Source organism: Micromonospora humida, assembly GCF_016901255.1.
Taxonomy (GTDB): domain Bacteria; phylum Actinomycetota; class Actinomycetes; order Mycobacteriales; family Micromonosporaceae; genus Micromonospora; species Micromonospora wenchangensis.
In genome coordinates, this window is the sequence record NZ_JAFEUC010000025.1 from 1 (window position 1) to 18,452 (window position 18,452).

The 18,452-nt window shown below is 73.6% G+C and carries 15 protein-coding genes and 1 tRNA gene; 2 read left to right on the forward strand and 14 right to left on the reverse strand.

Going from position 1 to position 18,452, the window contains the following annotated elements:
• Positions 1-156 precede the first annotated feature (156 nt).
• The gene (locus JQX11_RS31625; protein WP_204928609.1) at positions 157-324 is read left to right on the forward strand and encodes a helix-turn-helix transcriptional regulator; all 168 of its coding nucleotides are present in this window, start codon (positions 157-159) and stop codon (positions 322-324) included.
• A gap of 3 nt (positions 325-327) precedes the next feature.
• Complete coding sequence (locus JQX11_RS31630; RefSeq protein ID WP_204928587.1) at positions 328-1,539, forward strand: tyrosine-type recombinase/integrase; 1,212 nt, start codon at positions 328-330, stop codon at positions 1,537-1,539.
• Between the two features lie 115 nt (positions 1,540-1,654).
• On the opposite strand, the gene JQX11_RS31635 is transcribed toward JQX11_RS31630, so the two are convergent.
• The 14 genes from JQX11_RS31635 to murJ form a co-directional block, all read right to left on the reverse strand.
• Positions 1,655-1,728: transfer RNA gene (locus JQX11_RS31635), tRNA-Pro, on the reverse strand.
• Positions 1,729-1,900: 172 nt separating this feature from the next.
• The gene (gene der / locus JQX11_RS31640) at positions 1,901-3,298 is read right to left on the reverse strand and encodes a ribosome biogenesis GTPase Der (protein WP_204928588.1); all 1,398 of its coding nucleotides are present in this window, start codon (positions 3,296-3,298) and stop codon (positions 1,901-1,903) included.
• Positions 3,295-3,975, reverse strand: a complete 681-nt coding sequence (gene cmk, locus JQX11_RS31645; protein ID WP_204928589.1) for a (d)CMP kinase — start codon at positions 3,973-3,975, stop codon at positions 3,295-3,297. Before cmk ends, der begins: the two co-directional genes overlap by 4 nt.
• Before the next feature lie 183 nt (positions 3,976-4,158).
• Positions 4,159-4,929, reverse strand: a complete 771-nt coding sequence (locus tag JQX11_RS31650; protein ID WP_204928590.1) for a pseudouridine synthase — start codon at positions 4,927-4,929, stop codon at positions 4,159-4,161.
• On the reverse strand, positions 4,916-6,046 hold the full coding sequence (scpB, locus tag JQX11_RS31655; protein WP_204928591.1) for an SMC-Scp complex subunit ScpB: 1,131 nt from the start codon (positions 6,044-6,046) through the stop codon (positions 4,916-4,918). The genes JQX11_RS31650 and scpB overlap by 14 nt, the downstream gene beginning before the upstream one ends.
• Positions 6,046-6,945, reverse strand: a complete 900-nt coding sequence (locus JQX11_RS31660; protein WP_372444660.1) for a segregation and condensation protein A — start codon at positions 6,943-6,945, stop codon at positions 6,046-6,048. The genes scpB and JQX11_RS31660 overlap by 1 nt, the downstream gene beginning before the upstream one ends.
• 140 nt (positions 6,946-7,085) lie before the next feature.
• Entirely contained in the window at positions 7,086-8,009 is a 924-nt protein-coding gene (locus JQX11_RS31665; protein WP_067315071.1) for a ParA family protein, read from the reverse strand.
• A 171-nt stretch (positions 8,010-8,180) separates the two neighbouring features.
• Entirely contained in the window at positions 8,181-9,188 is a 1,008-nt protein-coding gene (locus JQX11_RS31670; RefSeq protein ID WP_204928593.1) for a site-specific tyrosine recombinase XerD, read from the reverse strand.
• A 68-nt stretch (positions 9,189-9,256) separates the two neighbouring features.
• Positions 9,257-10,372 carry an alanine dehydrogenase gene (gene ald / locus JQX11_RS31675; RefSeq protein ID WP_204928594.1) on the reverse strand — a complete coding sequence of 372 codons (1,116 nt, stop codon included), beginning with the start codon at positions 10,370-10,372 and terminating at the stop codon, positions 9,257-9,259.
• A gap of 341 nt (positions 10,373-10,713) precedes the next feature.
• Positions 10,714-11,319 carry an NUDIX domain-containing protein gene (locus tag JQX11_RS31680; protein ID WP_204928595.1) on the reverse strand — a complete coding sequence of 202 codons (606 nt, stop codon included), beginning with the start codon at positions 11,317-11,319 and terminating at the stop codon, positions 10,714-10,716.
• Positions 11,316-13,097 (reverse strand): CTP synthase, encoded by a 1,782-nt coding sequence (gene pyrG / locus JQX11_RS31685; protein WP_204928596.1) that lies wholly within the window; start codon positions 13,095-13,097, stop codon positions 11,316-11,318. Before pyrG ends, JQX11_RS31680 begins: the two co-directional genes overlap by 4 nt.
• A gap of 125 nt (positions 13,098-13,222) precedes the next feature.
• Positions 13,223-15,610 (reverse strand): hypothetical protein, encoded by a 2,388-nt coding sequence (locus JQX11_RS31690; protein WP_204928597.1) that lies wholly within the window; start codon positions 15,608-15,610, stop codon positions 13,223-13,225.
• Positions 15,610-16,785 (reverse strand): glycosyltransferase family 4 protein, encoded by a 1,176-nt coding sequence (locus JQX11_RS31695; RefSeq protein WP_204928598.1) that lies wholly within the window; start codon positions 16,783-16,785, stop codon positions 15,610-15,612. The genes JQX11_RS31690 and JQX11_RS31695 overlap by 1 nt, the downstream gene beginning before the upstream one ends.
• The gene (gene murJ / locus JQX11_RS31700; protein WP_204928599.1) at positions 16,782-18,452 is read right to left on the reverse strand and encodes a murein biosynthesis integral membrane protein MurJ; all 1,671 of its coding nucleotides are present in this window, start codon (positions 18,450-18,452) and stop codon (positions 16,782-16,784) included. Before murJ ends, JQX11_RS31695 begins: the two co-directional genes overlap by 4 nt.

Here is an 18,452-nt window from a genome sequence, read left to right on the forward strand (position 1 = left end):
ATACAAACGCACCGCACGTTCACGCAGCTCATCGGGGTACTTCTTCGGTGCAGCCACGGATGACTCCCTTCAGCTCCATCAGAGCATGATCGAAAGCCTCCGAGCTACCGGGGGAACCTCACTCCCGCCGTCCCCGAATGGCGGCCCGACCCGCTACTGACCATCGACGACCTCGCCGCCTGGCTGGGCAAGCCCAAGAACACCCTCTACGCCTGGCACAGCCGGGGCAAGGGCCCCCGCGCCATCCGCGTCGGCAACACCCTGCGCTACCGGCGTAGCGAGGTCGAACGCTGGCTCGACGACCACACCGACTCGGAGCGGTGAGTCATGGCCCGACCCGAACTTCCCATCGGCACCTGGGGCACCATCCGTACCGAGAAGCTCGCCGCCAACCGGTTCCGCGCACGCGCCCGGTTCCGTGACTACGACGGCAAGACCCGTGACATCGAGGCCACCGACGCCACCCGCGCCGCAGCCGAACGGGCGCTGAAGGTCAAGCTGCGTGACCGCACCACCCCCAACGACGACGAGATCACCCGGGAGACCCGCGTCAGCCGCCTGGCCGAAGTGTGGATCGAAGAGATCACCGCCGAGGAACGGATCGCACCTCAGACCATCCACCGATATGAGACCAGCGTGCGTACCGCGGTCCTGCCCGCCCTCGGCAACCTCCGCATCCGAGAGGCCAGCGTCGGACGCCTGGACCGGTTCCTCCGCGAGATCGCCAAGGACCGCCCCGCAGCGGCCAAAGGCGTCAAGGTGGTCCTCAGCCAGATGTTCGCGCTGGCCGTCCGCCACGGAGCGATCCCCACCAACCCCGTACGCGACACCGGGCGGCTCCGCAAACCCCGCCGCACCGTCGTCGCCCTCTCCGACGAACACCTCCACGCCGTCAGAACCGCCATCCGCGACTGGCAGCGACCGGTCCCCGGCAAACCCGGACCCCGACACACCGGCGACCTGGCCGACGTCGTCGACCTCATGCTCGCCACCGGCGCCCGCATCGGCGAGATCCTCGCCCTGCGCTGGGAAGACCTCGACCTCGCCACCGAACGCCCCACCCTGACGATCTGCGGCACCCTGGTCTTCGTCACAGGCCAGGGAATCTTCCGACAACCCTGGACCAAGAGCGACGCCGGCCACCGGATGGTCGTCCTGCCCCGATTCGCCATCGGCATGCTCATGGACCGCAAAGTCGACGCCCCCGACAACCCCCACGATGCGATCTTCGCGTCCCGGCGCGGCACCTGGCTCTCCCCCAACAATGTCCGCCGCCAGTGGCGTCAGGCCCGCGCCGACACCGACCTCGACTGGGTCACCCCGCACACCTTCCGCAAGACCGTCGCCACCCTCATCAAGGAAGAGAAGGACACCAAGAGCGCGTCCGCACAGCTCGGACACTCCAGCGAGGAGGTCACCGACACCTACTACATCGCCAAAGCCGTCCAAGCCCCGGACGTCTCCGACATCCTCGAACGGCTGGGCACCCACCGCCACCGCCGTTCCGCACCACCAAATCCCAACGATGCACATGGATGACAGAACCTGACCGCCGACCCCGGTAAACGGGGGGTTTTCGGGGGGAGGTTCAAATCTTCATAGAAGAAAATCGAAGCCCTGACCAGCGTTCACGCTGGTCAGGGCTTTTTGTCTGTCGGGACGGCCGGATTCGAACCGACGACCCCTTGACCCCCAGTCAAGTGCGCTACCAAGCTGCGCCACGTCCCGATGCCCCCGCGTGGTTTCCCCTGCGGCAGCCGGTACAGCTTAGCGCAGGATCTTCGCACCGCGCGCACAGCCCCCCGCCGCGCCGGTGCGCACCGCCACCACCCCTAAAGCATCCTAGGAAAAGGGCTGCCGTTCCTCAGAGGGAGGAGCGGCAGCCCTTGTGCGGTGACGGTCAGCCGTGGGCCTTGCCCCGACCGCCGGGGCCGAGCTTCTTGCGGGGGCGTACGGAGATTTCCACCGGGCTGCCCTCGAAGCCGAACTCCTCGCGGAGCTTGCGCTCGACGAAACGCTGGTAGCCGGCGTCCAGGGGGGCGGTGGTGAACAGCACGAACCGCGGCGGGGAGACACCCGCCTGGGTGGCGAAGAGGATCTTCGGGGCCCGGCCGCCGCGCACCGGGTGCGGGGTGGCCTGCACCAGGGCGGTGAGCCACTGGTTGAGCTGCGCGGTGGGCACCCGGGTTTCCCAGCTCTCCAGCGCCTTACGCAGCGCGGGGGCGAGCTTGTCGACGGCCCGGCCGGTCTGCGCCGACAGGTTGAGCCGGATCGCCCAGGGGATGCGGCGCAGCTCCCGGTCGATCTCCTTGTCCAGGTAGTACCGGCGGTCGGCGTCGACCAGGTCCCACTTGTTGAAGGCGATCACCAGGGCCCGGCCGGCCTCGACGACCATGGTCAGGATCCGCTGGTCCTGCTCGCTGATCGGCTCGCTGGAGTCGAGCAGCACCACCGCCACCTCGGCCGCCTCGATCGCCCCGGCGGTGCGCAGGCTGGCGTAGTACTCGGTGCCGCTGGCCTTGCCGACCCGCTTGCGCAGCCCGGCGGTGTCGACCAGTTGCCAGGTCTCGCCACCGATCTCGACGAGGCTGTCCACCGGGTCGACGGTGGTGCCGGCGACCGAGTCGACGACCGCCCGTTCCTCACCGGAGAACCGGTTGAGCAGGCTGGACTTGCCGACGTTGGGCCGGCCGACCAGCGCCACCCGGCGGGGGCCGCGCGGCCGGTTCTCGACGATCTTCGGAGCCTCGGGCAGGGCGTCGAGGATGGCGTCGAGCAGTTCCCCGGATCCCCGGCCGTGCAGTGCGGAGATCGGGTACGGCTCGCCGAGCCCCAGCGACCACAGCGAGGTGGCCTCCAACTCGATGGTGCTGTTGTCGGTCTTGTTGGCCACCAGGATCACCGGCTTGGCGCTGCGCCGCAGCATCCGCACCGCGGCCTCGTCCACATCGGTCGAGCCGACCATCGCGTCGACCACGAAGATCACCACGTCGGCGGTGAGCACCGCCGTCTCGGCCTGCGCGGCGATCGCCGCCGCCCGGTCCTTCGCGTCCGGTTCCCAACCGCCGGTGTCCACCACGGTGAACGAGCGGCCGTTCCACTGCGCGTCGTAGGGCACCCGGTCCCGGGTCACCCCGGGGACGTCCTCGACGACCGCCTGCCGGCGGCCGATGATCCGGTTGACCAGCGTCGACTTACCCACGTTGGGGCGGCCCACCACGGCCACCACCGGCTGCGGACCGGTCGGCTCGTCGACCTCGACGTCCGGTTCGCGCAGCTCCACCCATCCGTCGCTCATGCCACTCCCCGCTCGGTGAGCAGCCCACGCAGCCGGTCGACGACCTCGTCGATGCCCAGCTCGGTGGTGTCGAGTTCGACGGCGTCGGCGGACTGCCGCAGCGGGTCGACCGTGCGGGTGGAGTCGAGCCGGTCCCGGCGGGCCAGGTCCGCGGCGGTCGCCGCGACGTCGACGGCGTCCTCGGCGCTGCGCCGCCGGGCCCGGGCCGCCTCGGAAGCGGTCAGGTAGACCTTCAGGTCGGCGTCGGGGGCCACCACGGCACCGATGTCCCGACCCTCGACGACGATCCGACCGGCGTGGGTGATCAGTTCCCGCTGCCGGGCCACGAGCAGCGCCCGCACCGCCGGGACGGCGGCCACCGCGGAAACCGCACCGGTCACCTCGGGACCCCGGATCTCCCGGTCGACGTTCACCCCGTCGACGGTCACGCCGTACCCCTGGGGGTCGGTGCCGATGCGCAGCTCGACCTCCTCGGCGACCTTGCCCACCGCGGCGGCGTCGGCCAGGTCGACACCGGAACGCAGCACCGCCCAGGTGATCGCCCGGTACATCGCACCGGTGTCCAGGTAGCGGGCACCGAGGCCGGCGGCGAGCCGCCGCGAGACGGTGGACTTACCCGAACCGGACGGCCCGTCCACAGCGACCACGCAGCGCCCGGCCCGTACGTTTTCCTCCACCGTTGTCCTCCTCAGCCCGTATCTCTCGGGTCGCCGGTCGTCCCGACGCCGTCGAGCGGTCGTCCATCGTCATCCATCATCCCGCGCCTCGCGGGTCTCTCCGCGCCGCCGGTGCGGCGCACGCCACCACCGGCCCGCGGGCCGCGTGGAAGCCTACCGGCACACCTACCCGCTCAGACGGGGTCAGTCACCCACGGCCTTGAACAGGGCGGCGACCTCCGCGTTGGTCAGCCGCCGGATCCGCCCGGTGCGCAGGTCACCGAGCTTGATCGGCCCGATCGAGGTACGCACCAGCCGGGACACCGGGTGCCCGACCTCGGCCAGCAACCGCCGGACGATGTGCTTGCGTCCCTCGTGCAGGCTCAGCTCCACCTGGGCGGTTCTACCCAGGGTGTCCACCACCTTGAACGAGTCGACCTTCACCGGCCCGTCCTCCAGCTCCACACCGGCCAGCAGCCGCTTGCCGAGGTTACGCGGGATCGGCCCGGCCACCTCGGCCAGGTAGGTCTTGAGCACCTGGTACGACGGGTGCATCAGCTTGTGGGTCAGGGTGCCGTCGTTGGTGAGCAGCAGCAGGCCCTCGCTGTCGGCGTCGAGCCGCCCGACGTGGTAGACCCGCTGCTCGACCCGGTTGCCGATGAACTCGGCCAGCTCGTTGCGGCCCTTCTCGTCGGCCATCGTGGTGACCACCCCGCGCGGCTTGTTCATCGCCACGTACACCAGGCGGTTGTCGGCCTGCAGGCGTTCCCCGTCGACGTGGATCACGGCGGTGGTGGGGTCGACCTTGTCCCCGAGCTGGGCGACCCGCCCGTTCACGGTCACCCGACGTCGGAAGATCAGATCCTCGCAGGCACGTCGGGAACCGACGCCGGCGGCGGCGAGCACCTTCTGCAGGCGCTCGGCGCCCTCGTACACGGGGGCGTCGGACTTGGGGGTACGGCTATCGCGTGGCATCGGCAAGCTCTTCTACGTCGTCGGGGAGGAACGGGGCGAGCGGGGGCAGGTCGGCGACCGAGTCCAGGCCCAGCTTCTCCAGGAACATCGTGGTGGTCCGGTAGAGGAACGCCCCACTGTCCGGTTCGGCGCCGCACTCCTCGACCAACCCCCGGGAGACCAGGGTACGGAGCACCCCGTCACAGTTGACACCCCGGATGGCCGACACCCGACCCCGGGTCACCGGCTGCTTGTAGGCGACCACCGCGAGTGTCTCCAGGGCGGCCTGGGTCAACCGGACCGACTGCCCGTCCAACACGAACCGTTCCACGTACGTCGCGTATTCCGGCCGGGTGTAGAGCCGCCAGCCTCCGGCCGCCCGGCGCAGCTCGAACCCGTGCCCGGTGGCGGTGTAGCCGGCCGCGATGTCGTCGAGCACCGGCCCGATCCGTTCCGGGGGCTGCTCCAGCACCTGCGCCAGCACCAGCTCGCTGACCGGTTCGTCGACCACCAGCAGGATGGCCTCCAACGCGCCGCGCAGCTCCGCGTCGTCGAGTTCGGGTGCCGGCGGCGGGGCGACCGGCACCCGCCGTCGTCCCGCCGGCTGCCGCTTCGGTACGCCCGCCGCGCCCCGCTCCCCCGCGGCCTCCGGCCCGGCGTCGCCGCCACCCGCCCCACCGGCCGCGGTCGCGGTGGCTGAGGTCACGTCCTCGCCCGGTCCGGAATCGGGCGTCCCGCCGGCGGCAGGCTCGGCACCGGCCGTCCCGGCGTCCGTTGTTCCGGCGTCCGCTGTTCCGGCATCGGCCGCTGCCGGGCCGGCCGAGACCGGGTCGGCCGATGCCGTTGGCGCGGGCAGCCCGGAAACCGGGTCCGTTCCGGGCACACCGGGAGCGTCCACGCCCTCGGGCTCGGCCTTCTCCGGGGCGGCCGCAGGAGAATCGGCAGCGTCGGCTGCGGGCGGTGTCGCCGCAGCGGGGAGTTCGGGGACGGTGTCCGTTTCCGAGGAGACGGGAGTGTCCTCGGCCCCGGAGTCCGGCGCGCCGGGTGCGGGATTGCGCTGCGGGGCGGGCCGCTCCCACGGGGGAATCCAGGCGGCGGCCTGGTCGGCCAGCGAGTCCCGGCGCTCCTCGTCGCTCATCAGTTCTCCTGCGCAGTCACCGGGGTGGGCGTGGTGGCGGCCGGGGTGCCGGTGGCGGGCTCGGCCGGGTCGGGGTCGGCGGGGCTGCCGGCGTACTCGTCGACGTGCAGTTCGGCGCTACCGTCGGCGGGGCCGGTCCAGCGCACGGTCAGCTCCTCCAGGGCCTCCTCCTGGACGAACGCGACCAGCCCCTCCCGGTACAGCTCCAGCAGGGCCAGGAAGCGGGCCACCACCTCCAGGGTGATCTCGCAGTCGGCGCAGAGCAGGGCGAAGGTGGCGACCCCGGCCCGGCGTAGCCGCTCGGCGATGACCGCCGCGTGTTCCCGGACACTGACCCGGACGAGGTGCACGTGCGCGATGGACACCTCGGGCACCGGCTTCGGGGTCATCGCCCGTACGGCGAGCTTCAGCAGCCGCTCCGGGCCGATGCCGAGCACCAGGTCGGGCAGGGCCTCGGCGTACCGGGCTTCCAGGGTGACCGCCCGCGGGTAGCGTCGCCCGCCGACGGCCTCCAGTTCGGCGATGTGCGCCGCCGCCTCCTTGTACGCCTTGTACTGCAGCAGCCGGGCGAAGAGCAGGTCCCGGGCCTCCAGCAGGGCGAGATCCTCCTCGTCCTCCACCTCGGCCGACGGCAGCAGCCGGGCCGCCTTCAGGTCGAGCAGGGTGGCGGCGACGAGCAGGAACTCGCTGGTCTCGTCGAGGTCCCACTCGTCGCCCATGGCGCGCAGGTAGGAGATGAACTCGTCGGTGACGGTGTGCAACGCCACCTCGGTGACGTCCAGCTTGTGTTTGCTGATCAGTTGCAGCAGCAGGTCGAACGGTCCGGTGAAGTTCGCCAGCCGGACGGTGAAGCCGCCGCTCTGCCCGGCCTGCGGCACCCCCGCCGGGTCGGTCGCCACGTCGGCGGCGACCTCGGCGGCCAGCACGGGCGGCTGCTGCGGGGTCGTCGGCGGGTCGAGCGGCGGCGCGGTCACCGGACGACCGTAGTCCACGTCCCGGACGTCGTCGCCGACCGGGACGCCCCGGCGTGCACCCCGACCTACCGGTCGGCCTGGGCCGCGATCACCTCACGGGCCAACTGCCGGTAGTTGCGGGCCCCCGAGGAAGCCGGGTCGAGGGTGGTGATCGGCGCACCGGCCACCGTGGACTCGGGGAACTTGACCGTCTTGGTGATGACGGTCTGGTAGACCTTGTCGCCGAACGCCTCGACCACCCGTTGCAGCACCTGCCGGCAGTGGGTGGTGCGGCTGTCGTACATGGTGGCGAGGATGCCCTCGAGTTCCAGGTCGAAGTTGAGCCGCTCGCGCACCTTGTCGATGGTGTCCAGCAGCAGCGCCACCCCGCGCAGGCTGAAGAACTCGCACTCCAGGGGGATGAGCACCCCGTGCGCGACGGTCAGCGCGTTGATCGCCAGCAGACCCAGCGAGGGCTGGCAGTCGATCAGGATGTAGTCGTACTCCTTGCGCACGTTGCGCAGCACCCGGGCCAGGGCCATCTCCCGGGCGACCTCGTTGACCAGCTGTATCTCGGCGGCCGACAGGTCGATGTTGGCGGGCAGGATGTGCAGGCCGGCCACGTCCGTCTTGATCAGGACGTCCTCGGCCATGACGTCGTCCTGCATGAGCAGGTTGTAGACGGACAGGTCGAGGTTGTGCGGGTTGACCCCGAGGCCCACCGACAGGGCGCCCTGCGGGTCGAAGTCGACGAGCAGCACCTTGCGGCCGTACTCGGCCAGGGCCGCGCCCAGGTTGATGGTGGTGGTGGTCTTACCCACGCCACCCTTCTGGTTGGCCATCGCGATGATCCGCGCCGGGCCGTGCCGGTCGGTGGGCATCGGCTCGGGGATCGGCTTGCGCATCGTGTAGGCGGCCGGATCGGCCGGGCCCAGGTCGGCGCCGAGCGACGCCTGCTGCTCACGGAGCTCCGACGTCCAGGCGTCGGCACGGTCACCGTTGCCAGCCATGTCCTCGTTGCCCCCTCCCGACGACCACCCGGCGTCGGAGCTGTCCGACGTCCTTCGCGGCGCCGCTGCGCACCCCGGTTGTCGCCCAGGAGGTCCGCGCCGATGCCGACTCTACGCCACCGACGACCAGCGCGTTCGGCACCGGTCCGGCGTGTCGGGCATAGCGGCCGGTCAGCGGGCCGGCGGGGGGTCCGCGTCGCGGGCGCGGGGGTGGCTGGTCGCGTAGACCTCGCGGAGCCGGTCCACGGTGACCAACGTGTACACCTGGGTGGTGGTGACCGAGGCGTGGCCGAGCAACTCCTGCACCACCCGCACGTCCGCGCCGCCGTCGAGCAGGTGGGTGGCGTAGCAGTGGCGCAGGGTGTGCGGGGAGACGGCGTGCGGCCCGTCCACCGGCAGTCCGGCCCGGCGGGCGGCCCGCCGCAGCACCGTCCACGCTCCCTGCCGGGTCAGCGGCCCGCCCCGGGCGTTGACGAACACCGTCGGGGTGCCCCGCCCGGCGGCCACCAGCGCCGGTCGGGCGCGCACCAGGTAGGCGCGCAGCGCGTCGACGGCGTACCCGCCGATGGGCACCAGCCGGGTCCGGCCGCCCTTGCCGCGCAGCAGGGCGGTGCCCTCGTCGACGTCCAGGTCGTCGACGGCCGCACCGACCGCCTCGGAGATCCGCGCGCCGGTGCCGTACAGGAACTCCAGCAGCGCCCGGTCGCGCAGGGCGAGGGCCGCCCCGTCGCCGGTGGCGGTGACCGGGCCGGCGGTCTCCAACAGCCGGACCACGTCGTCGACCGGCAGCGCCCGGGGCAGCCGGCGGGCCGGGGTGGGTGGGCGCACGTCGCGGCTGGGGTCGTCGCCGGCCAGACCCTCGCGGACGGCGAACCGGTGCAGCCCGCGCACGGCGGACGCGGCCCGCGCGGCCGACGTCACCGCCAGCGGCGGATGGTCGTCGTCGCCGGCGCGCAGCCGGGCCAGGTGCGCCTCGACCTGCCGGGCGTCGACGGCGGCCAGGTCGCGCACCCCGGCGGCGGCCAGGGTGTCCAGGTACCGGTCCAGGTCCCGCCGGTACGAGGTGAGGGTGTTGGTCGACAGTCCCCGCTCGACGGTGAGGTGGTCGAGGTAGCCGCGCACGACCCGCCGCAGGGCCGGCGCGGGCTCCCCGCCCGCCCCGACCCCGTCACCTGCCACCCCCGGCACCTCGTCTGCGGCCGCGCGGGGCACGACGTCGGATGCCGGGGCGTGCGTCGTCGGCCCGGTCAGGCCAGCACCTCGTCCAGCGGGAGGGTGGCCATGCCGTGCGCCTCGGCGACCGGGCCGTAGACGACCTGACCGTCGTGGGTGTTCAGGCCCAGCGCCAGGGCCGGGTCGTGGCGCAACGCGTCGCGCCAGCCCTGGTTGGCGAGCTCCAGCGCGTACGGCAGGGTGACGTTGGTCAGCGCGTAGGTGCTGGTGTGCGGCACCGCGCCGGGCATGTTCGCCACGCAGTAGAAGATCGAGTCGTGCACCTGGTAGGTCGGCTCGGCGTGGGTGGTGGGGCGGGAGTCCTCGAAGCAGCCACCCTGGTCGATGGAAATGTCGACCAGCACACTGCCCGGCTTCATCCGGGACACCAACTCGTTGGAGATCAACGTCGGGGCCTTCGCGCCCGGGACGAGGACCGCGCCGATGACCAGGTCGGCGTCGAGCACCGCCCGTTCGATCTCGTACGCGTTGGAGGCGACCGTCTGCAGGTGGCCCCGGTAGATGGCGTCGGCCTGCCGCAGCCGGGCCACGTTCTTGTCCAGCAGCAGCACCTCGGCCTGCAGGCCCAACGCGATCGCGGCGGCGTTCATCCCGGACACGCCCGCGCCGATGACGACGGTCTTCGCCGCGTACACCCCGGACACGCCGCCCATCAGGATGCCCCGCCCGCCGCCCTGCCGCTGCAGGTGGTACGCGCCGACCTGCGGGGCGAGCCGGCCGGCCACCTCGGACATCGGGGCGAGCAACGGCAGCGACCGGTCGGGCAGCTCGACGGTCTCGTAGGCGATGCCGGTGACCCTCCGGTCGACCAGCGCGTCGGTGCACTCCTTGGACGCGGCCAGGTGCAGGTAGGTGAAGAGCACCTGCCCGGCGCGCATCCGGTGGTACTCCTCGGCGATCGGTTCCTTCACCTTCAGCACCAGCTCGGCGGTGTCCCACACCTCGTCGGCGGTGCCGAGGATGGTGGCCCCGGCGGCGGCGAACTCGTCGTCGGTGAGGCTGGACCCGACACCGGCGCCGGCCTCGACGAAGACCTGGTGACCGTGGCGGACGAACTCGTTGACGCCCGCCGGCGTGATCGCCACGCGGTACTCGTGGTTCTTGACCTCGCGGGGGATTCCGACCTTCACGTGAGACACCTTCCTCCGGGGTGCCGCACCCCGGACTGCGCGGTGCCCCGCCGGCTCCGTTGCCGACGCGGTCCACCGTTCCCGCCGGCGGCAGTCTAGGCGTGCCGCCGACCCCCGACGGGCGGCACAGTGACAACCGGTGCCCGATGCGCCTGACGGTGTGTCAGGCATACCGCGCAGGCCAGCCGTTCGGCGTCACACCCATCGTCGCACCGCGCGGCCCCGACCGCCGCACGGGAAACACTCCCGCAACGACGTCGTGACGCACCGCGCCGGCCGGGACGGACGGACGACACAGGGGCCGCGCGGCGTACCGCGACGGCCCCTGTCGGCGTACCGGATCAGCGGTGCAGCGGGGTGTCGGCGCGGCGCAGCACCGACCAGCCGGCGTCGCGGGCCCGCGCGGCGGCCAGCAGCCCGGCCACGCACGGACCGTTGGTGATCTCCCCGGCCAGCGCCATACCGACCGCCTCGTCCAGGTCGAGCCGGACGACCTGCAGGTCGGCCTCCTCGTCGTGCCGCTCGTGCCGCTGCCCGACGGGCACCTCGGCCAGCTCGCGGGCGAGGAACACCCGGACCACCTCGTCGGAGAAACCCGGCGAGGTGTGCACGTCGACCAGCAGGTCCCACCGGGCGGCGGTCAGGTCGGCCTCCTCGGCCAACTCCCGGGCGGCGGCCACCGGCAGGTCCTCCCCGGCGACGTCCATCAACCCGGCGGGCAGCTCCCACAGGTGCCGTCCGACCGGCTGCCGGTACTGCCGCACCAGCACCACCTGACCGGCGTCGTCGAGGGCGACCACGGCGACCGCGCCGACGTGCCGGGCGTAGTCGCGGGTGGCGGTGCCCCCACCGGGCATGGTCACCTCGTCGGTGACCACGGTGAAGATCCGCCCGGCGTAGCGCTGCACCCGCGACAGCAGCTCGTAGCGGTGCTCGACGGCGCTCACGACGCGGACGACGCCGTCGCCTGCGCGCCGTTGCGGGACGCGTTCTTCGCCGCCGCCTGCGTCTTCCTCGTCGTCTCGGGCGTCGCCGCCCCGGGGGCCGGGTCGAGGTCCACCGGCAGCTGGTCGGCCTGCGAGTACGCCACGGTGGCCTTGACGAACCCGGCGAACAGCGGGTGCGGACGGGTCGGGCGGCTCTTCAGCTCCGGGTGCGCCTGGGTGGCCACGAAGAACGGGTGCAGACTGCGGTCCAACTCGACGAACTCGACCAGCCGGCCGTCCGGGGAGGTACCGGAGATGTGCAGGCCCGCCTTGGTGAGCTGGTCCCGGTAGGCGTTGTTCACCTCGTAGCGGTGCCGGTGCCGCTCGCTGATCTCGGTGGCCCCGTACGCCTCCGCCACGATCGACCCCTCGGTAAGCGTCGCCGGGTACGCCCCCAGCCGCATGGTGCCGCCGAGGTCACCCCGGCCGGCGACGATGTCCTCCTGGTCGGCCATGGTGGCGATGACCGGGTGCTTGGCGTCCTCGTCGAACTCCAGGGAGTTCGCCGCGTCGAGGCCGGCCAGGTGGCGGGCCACCTCGATGGTCATGCACTGCAGGCCGAGGCAGAGCCCGAGCAGCGGCACCCCGTTCTCCCGGGCGTACCGGGCGGTGCCGATCTTGCCCTCGATACCGCGGACACCGAACCCGCCGGGGATGACGATGCCGTCCACGCCCGACAGGGCCGACGCCGCGCCGGCCGGGGTGACGCAGTCGTCGCTGGGCACCCAGCGCAGCTGCACCCGGGCCCGGTGGCCGAACCCGGCGGCCCGGATCGCCTCGCTGACCGACAGGTAGGCGTCCGGCAGGTCGACGTACTTGCCGACGACCGCCACGGTGACCGTGTGGTGCGGCTGGTGCACCCGCTCCAGCAGGTCGTCCCAGCGGGTCCAGTCCACGTCACGGAAGGACAGGCCGAGCCGGCGCACCACGTACGCGTCGAGCCCCTCGCGGTGCAGCACCTTGGGGATGTCGTAGATGCTCGGCGCGTCCGGGGCGGCGACGACCGCCTCGGCGTCCACGTCGCAGTAGAGCGACAGCTTCTGCTTCAGCTTCTCCGGGATCTCCCGGTCGCAGCGCAGCACGATCGCGTCGGGCTGGATGCCGATGTTGCGCAGCTGCGCCACCGAGTGCTGGGTCGGCTTGGTCTTCAGCTCCCCCGACGGCGCGAGGTAGGGCACCAGCGACACGTGCAGGTAGAAACAGTTGTCCCGGCCCAGGTCGTGGCGCACCTGCCGGATCGCCTCCAGGAACGGCAGCGACTCGATGTCGCCGACGGTGCCGCCGACCTCGGTGATCACCACGTCGGGGATCTGGCCGTCGGCGTCCGGGTCGGCCATGCCGACGATCCGCGCCTTGATCTCGTTGGTGATGTGCGGGATGACCTGGACGGTGTCGCCCAGGTACTCGCCGCGCCGCTCCTTGGCGATCACGTCGGAGTAGATCTGGCCGGTGGTGACGTTGGCCTTGCCGGAGAGGTCCCGGTCGAGGAACCGCTCGTAGTGCCCGACGTCGAGGTCGGTCTCCGCGCCGTCCTCGGTGATGAACACCTCGCCGTGCTGGAACGGGTTCATCGTCCCGGGGTCGACGTTGAGGTAGGGGTCGAGCTTCTGCATGACCACCCGCAGTCCGCGTGCGGTGAGCAGATTGCCGAGGCTGGAGGCGGTGAGGCCCTTACCGAGCGAGGAGGCGACGCCCCCGGTGACGAAGATGTGCCGGGTCGTGCGTGCTGAAGGGGCCAAGGCCTGCTCCCGTGTCGTCCGTAGCGGTCGTGCGAACCGCCGTGCCGATCAAGTGATCACGCGATCCACGGGATTCCACGGTAACACCTCCCCCGGGGCCACCTGGCGTCGCACCCGACCTCGGGCTATCCGGTCCCGCCGCCGGTCGGGCCGGTCGCGGCCGACACCCCCGGCGCGGCCGTCCGCGCCACCGGCACCCGCGGTGCGCTGCGGCCCGCCGGCCGGGCCCCGGCGTCCGGGTCGCCGGCACCGCCGTCGACCGGCCCGTGCATCCCGCCGCCGTCGGACGCCACCGCCGCGGTGCCGGTGCCGTCGCCCGCGTGGGCCGCCCCACCGTCGTCGTCGGGTCGGCCGCCGGTGGGGCTCCCGCCGGGCGGGCCACCGGACGGGCCGTCCGGACGCGGATGCCCGGCGCCCGGCTGGGTACGGTCGGTGGAGTGGTCCAGCACCCGCAGCGAGGCCAGCGCCGCCATCGGCACCACCAGCGCCGCGGCCGCCCCGGCCACATCCAGCGCGGCACCACCGAGCAGCCCGGCGATCACCGCGGCCAGAGCCGTGCCGGCCAACGCCGCCCGGATCGCCGGGTAGATGCCGAACAGCCGCATCAACCCACCCCAGGGTTGCAGCAGCGCGAACCACACCAGCAGCACACCGACCACCGCCAGCACCGTCAACGGACTGTTCACCAGCGTCTGGAAGTTGGCCGTGCTGGACCGGTGCACGGTCAACCCGCCGGTGCCCTCACCCAGGGCGGTCAGGAACCGACCCAACGCCCCCCGCTCCTCCACCGGCCGCCGCAGATCCACCACCGCGAACCCGATGGTCAACGCCAACCCCGCCATGGTCGCCCAGACCAGCCGGCTGACCGTCAGCCAGCCACCCGTGCTGATCGCGGCGGCCACCGCCACCCCGGCGGTCAACGCGATCGCCCCGATCGAGTCGGCCCCCAGGTAGGGGCTGCCGACCACCACCACGGCCAGCCCGCCGACCGCCACCACCACCATCGGCCGCCACTGCCGGCGGACCCGCTGCGCCAGCCAGCCGGCGCTGAGCAGCGAACCGGCGAGGAACACCCCCAGACCCACGGTGCCGAGGCCGGAGAACCGGCCCCCCTCCAGTGCCGAGTAGCCCACCACCCCGTTGAGCTGCAACCGGGCCCCGCTGAGCACGTCCGCGCCGACCACCAGGGTGGCCAGGCCGGCGACCGCGCCGAGCGGGCCGAGGGTGCGGTCGTGGCCGGGGGTGAACCGGACCAGGGCCGTCGCGCCGACGATCAACGCGACCGTCACCACCGCGAAGTACGCCCCCGCGTGGTCGCCCCGCCACCACGGCACCGCGTCGGCGAGCAACGCCGCGGGCACCGCCAACGCGGCCGCGATCAACAGCAGCTCCACGGCCGCCACGATCTTCGGCGACACCGGTGGCGGGCTGTGCGGGCCGGCCAGCCGCCGCGCCCGACGCAGCAACGGCAGCACCGCGACAGCGAGGATGATCTGGGCGGCGGCGAGCAGCCCGAAGAACCAGCCGGCCACGGCCCGCTGGGCGGCGGCCTCCCGGTCGGCGTCGGCCGGCGCGGCGATGGCACCGGCCAGGTCGTCCGGGCGACCGTCGACCTTCACCGCCGGGCGGCCCAGGAACAGCCGCTCGGGCAGCGGCCGGCCCAGCGCCGTCAACGCCGTCGGCGCCAGGTCGACCAGTTGCAGGTAGCCCTCGCGGCCGGTGCTGGCGGAGGTCAGCCAGCCGTTCTCCCACCCCGGGCCGTCGGCGACGACCACGTGCAGCCGGGCCGGCGCCTCCGTGTCGGACACCCCGGCGACCAGCACCAGCGACCGTTGCGGTCGGGCCGCGAGCACCTTCGCCAACGCCTCGTCGGCCCGCCGGGCGTCGGCCCGCCGGTCGGCCGGGTCGGTGCCGCTGACCGTGCCCAGGTCGACGATGCTCAGCACACACGAACCGAGCAGCCCGGCCGGGTCGGCCGGCAGCGCCGGGGCGTACCGGTCGACGCGGCCGAAGGGACGGGCGGCGGCGACGGCCGCACCGGGGCCGACCGCCACCGAGCAACGCACCGACTCCGACAGCGAACCGGGCACCGTGCCCCACGGCTGCCGGTCGGCGTTGTAGGCGACCACCCGCTCCTGGTCGGGCAGGTTCGCGCCGATCCCGTCGGGCTGCTCGACGGTCACCGCCGCCGGCGGGCACCCGCCCGGCTGACGGCTGCCGTTCCAGCCCGCGTAGCTGCCCGCGCCGAGGGTGAGCCAGCCGTCCACCGGGCACGTCGGGCGGTGCGCGGAACGGGTCGACAGCGAACCGATGGACCCCTGCTGGGCCATCCGCCACAGCGTCGGGGTGCTCTGCGGGTCGACATCCGACCAGCGCAGCCCCGCCACCCCGGCCAGCACCACGTAGTCGGCGCTGCGCCGGGGTGGGCTGCTGTCGGGGCGGGCGGCCAGGGCGGTGACCCCGAGCGCCACCACGACCAGGGTGAGCAGGACCGGGGTGAATCGGCGCAGCATCAGGCGCGTCCCGTCGAGGGGGTGTCGGTGCCGGGAGCCGCGGCCCCGGCGCGGCCGGCCGGGTCGGCGTCCAGCTCGGTGTAGAGGGCACGCAGCGCGGCGACGGTGTCGGCCTCGGTGGGCCAGGTGGCGGCCCGGGTGGCACCCCGCTTCGCCAGGTCGCCGCGCAGACTCGGGTCGTCCAGCAGCGACCGGACGGCCGCGTCGACCGCGTCGACGTCGCCGGGCGGCACCAGCAGCGCACCGTCGCCGACCAGCTCGGGCAGCCCACCGACGGCGGTCGCCACCAGCGGTACGCCGGCACGCAGCGCCTCCTGGGCGAACAACTGCCGGGCCTCCCAGTCGCTGGTCACCACCGCCAGGTCGGCCCCGGCGAGCAGGTCCGCCACGTCGGTACGGTGCCCGAGCAGCGTCACCGGGGCGCGGGCGGCGGAGATCCGGGCGGCCAACGGCAGGTAGGCGGGGCCACTGCCGGCGATCACCACCACCGGCGGCGGGGTGCGGGTACGCCACCGGGCGGCGGCGTCGACGAGCACGTCGTAGCGTTTCTGCGGGTGCAGCCGGCCGACGGAGAGCACCAGCGGCTGCCCGGCTGCGACACCGAACTCGGCGCGTACGGCGGTGCGGCGGCGACGCGGGGCGGGCAGGGCCGGTGCGGCGACCGGGGCGAGCCGGGCGTCGGTGGCGCCCAACGCGGCGGCCCGCTGCACCAGGTCGGTGGAGGCGCCCAGGGCGACCCGGGCGGACCGGGCGACGACCCGCTCGGCGAGCCGGGACAGCCGCCCGCGCAGCCCACCGGCGAGCACCGCGTTGTGCCAGGTGACCACGAGCGGCGCTGCGGGCCGGGCGAGCGCGGCGACCAGCCCGGCGCGCAGCCCGTGGGCGTGCACCACCCGCACGGGCTCACCGGCCAGCGCCCGACGCAGCGCGGTGACCGCGCGGGCGTCGGCGGGCGTCGGGTTGGCCGAGATCTCCACCGGGGTGAAGCGGGCCCCGGTGGCGGTGAAGTCGAACTGTTCGGCGGTGGCGGCCGGGCCGCAGACCAGCACCGGCTGGCCGGCCTCGACGAGCCCGCGCGCCACCGACCGGACGTGCTGGCCCACCCCGCCGGTGCTGGAGGCGAGCAGCAGCACCACCGTGCCCCGGGCGTCGGGGGCGGACGTCGCGTCGGTCATGGGGAGAGGGTCTCCTTCCCGTCACCGGCGTCGCGCACAACGCCGTCCTGCGGGTCACCCGCCGCTCGCCGGCCGCCCAGCCGGCGTCGCACGCCGGTGAGCAGCGGCCCGACGTCCCGCCGGTCCACCAGCCAGGCGACGGCGAGGAACAGCACGCCGACCACGGCCCCGGACAGCATGCCCTGCACGAGTGCCCCGGCTGTCGTCGGGGTGCCGCCGCCGGCGGCCAGCCGGGCGGTGAGCCCACCGGCCGGGGCGGCGACCAACGCCGCCAGCAGGCCGGCGGTGGCGGCCCGGCCGGCACCGGCCAGCACCGCCGGCCCGGCGCTGCGGCGTACGGCGACGACCAGCAGCGCCCCGAGCAGCAGCATGCCGACGGAGTTGGCCAGGGTGACGGCCAGCACCCGGTCGGCGCGCGGCAGCAGCGCCGCAAGCGGCAGCGCGACCAGCGGCACCACCAGCCAGCCGGTGGTGATGGCGGCGGTGGCGGCCCGGGTGGCGCCCCGGGCGTAGAGGGCCCGGGACAGCACCGCGAACAGGCCGTAGCCGACCAGGCCGGGGGCGAACCCGGCGATCGCGGCGGCGGTCGGCTCCGCGCCGAGCGGGAAGAACCGGCCGACCGGTTCGGCGGTGCCGATCAGCGCCGCCGCGCCGAGGAAACCGAACAGCAGCACCCCCCGGGTGGTCGAGGCGACGGTGGCGCGGTAGCCCTGCTCGTCGCCGGACGCGGCGGCGGCCGACAGGCCCGGGTACGCGGCGACCGCCAGCGGCACCGCCAGCACCGCCCAGGGCAGCAGGTAGACGGTCTGGGCCAGGTTGTACACCTGCGGGGAGCCGGTCGGGCCACCGGAGACCCGGTTGAGGATGACCACCAGGGCGAGTTGCTGGGCGGTGACGGTGACCGCCCCGGCGACGGCGAGCCCACCGACGCGGGCTCGCGCGTCGGCGGGGAACGCGTAGCCGGGCCGCCAGGTCAGCCCGAGGCGACGCAGCGGGATCAGCAGCGACAGCGACAGCACCACCACCCCGAGGGTGGTGCCGCCGGAGAGGATCAGCTCACCGCCCCGGCTGACCTGCGCGATGCCCGTGTCCCGCCCCTGGGTGACGCCGAAGACGAGGTAGACCACCACGACGGTGAGGCTGGACAGCAGCGGCGCGACGACCGGCCAGGCGAACCGGCGGTGTGCCTGGAGCACCCCGGTGAGCACGATCCCGATGCCGTAGAGCGGCAGTTGCGGGGCGAACACCCGCAGCATCCGCGCCCCGGCGGCCAGTTCCGCCGGGGACCGCCCGTCGGAGATCGCCGCCACGACCGGGTCGGCGAACACCGCCACCAGCGCCGCCAGCGGCACCAGCAGGGTCACCGTCCAGGTCAGCAGCGCCCCGGTGGTCGCGGCCACCGCCCGCCGGTCACCGGCCGCGACCGGCCCGGCCAGCAGCGGTACGACGAGGCTGGCCAGGGCCCCACCGGCGACGATCTCGAAGATGATGTTGGGAACGGTGTTGGCGAGGACGTACATGCCACCGAGGTCGCTGTCCTCGACGACCCAGGTGAACACGGCGGTCCGGCCGAACCCGGCGAGCCGGGCCAGGACGGTGAGCACGGCGATCAGGGCGGCGGCGCCGGCCACCCGACCGGTGCCGGCGAGGGGGGCCGGTCTGGTCAC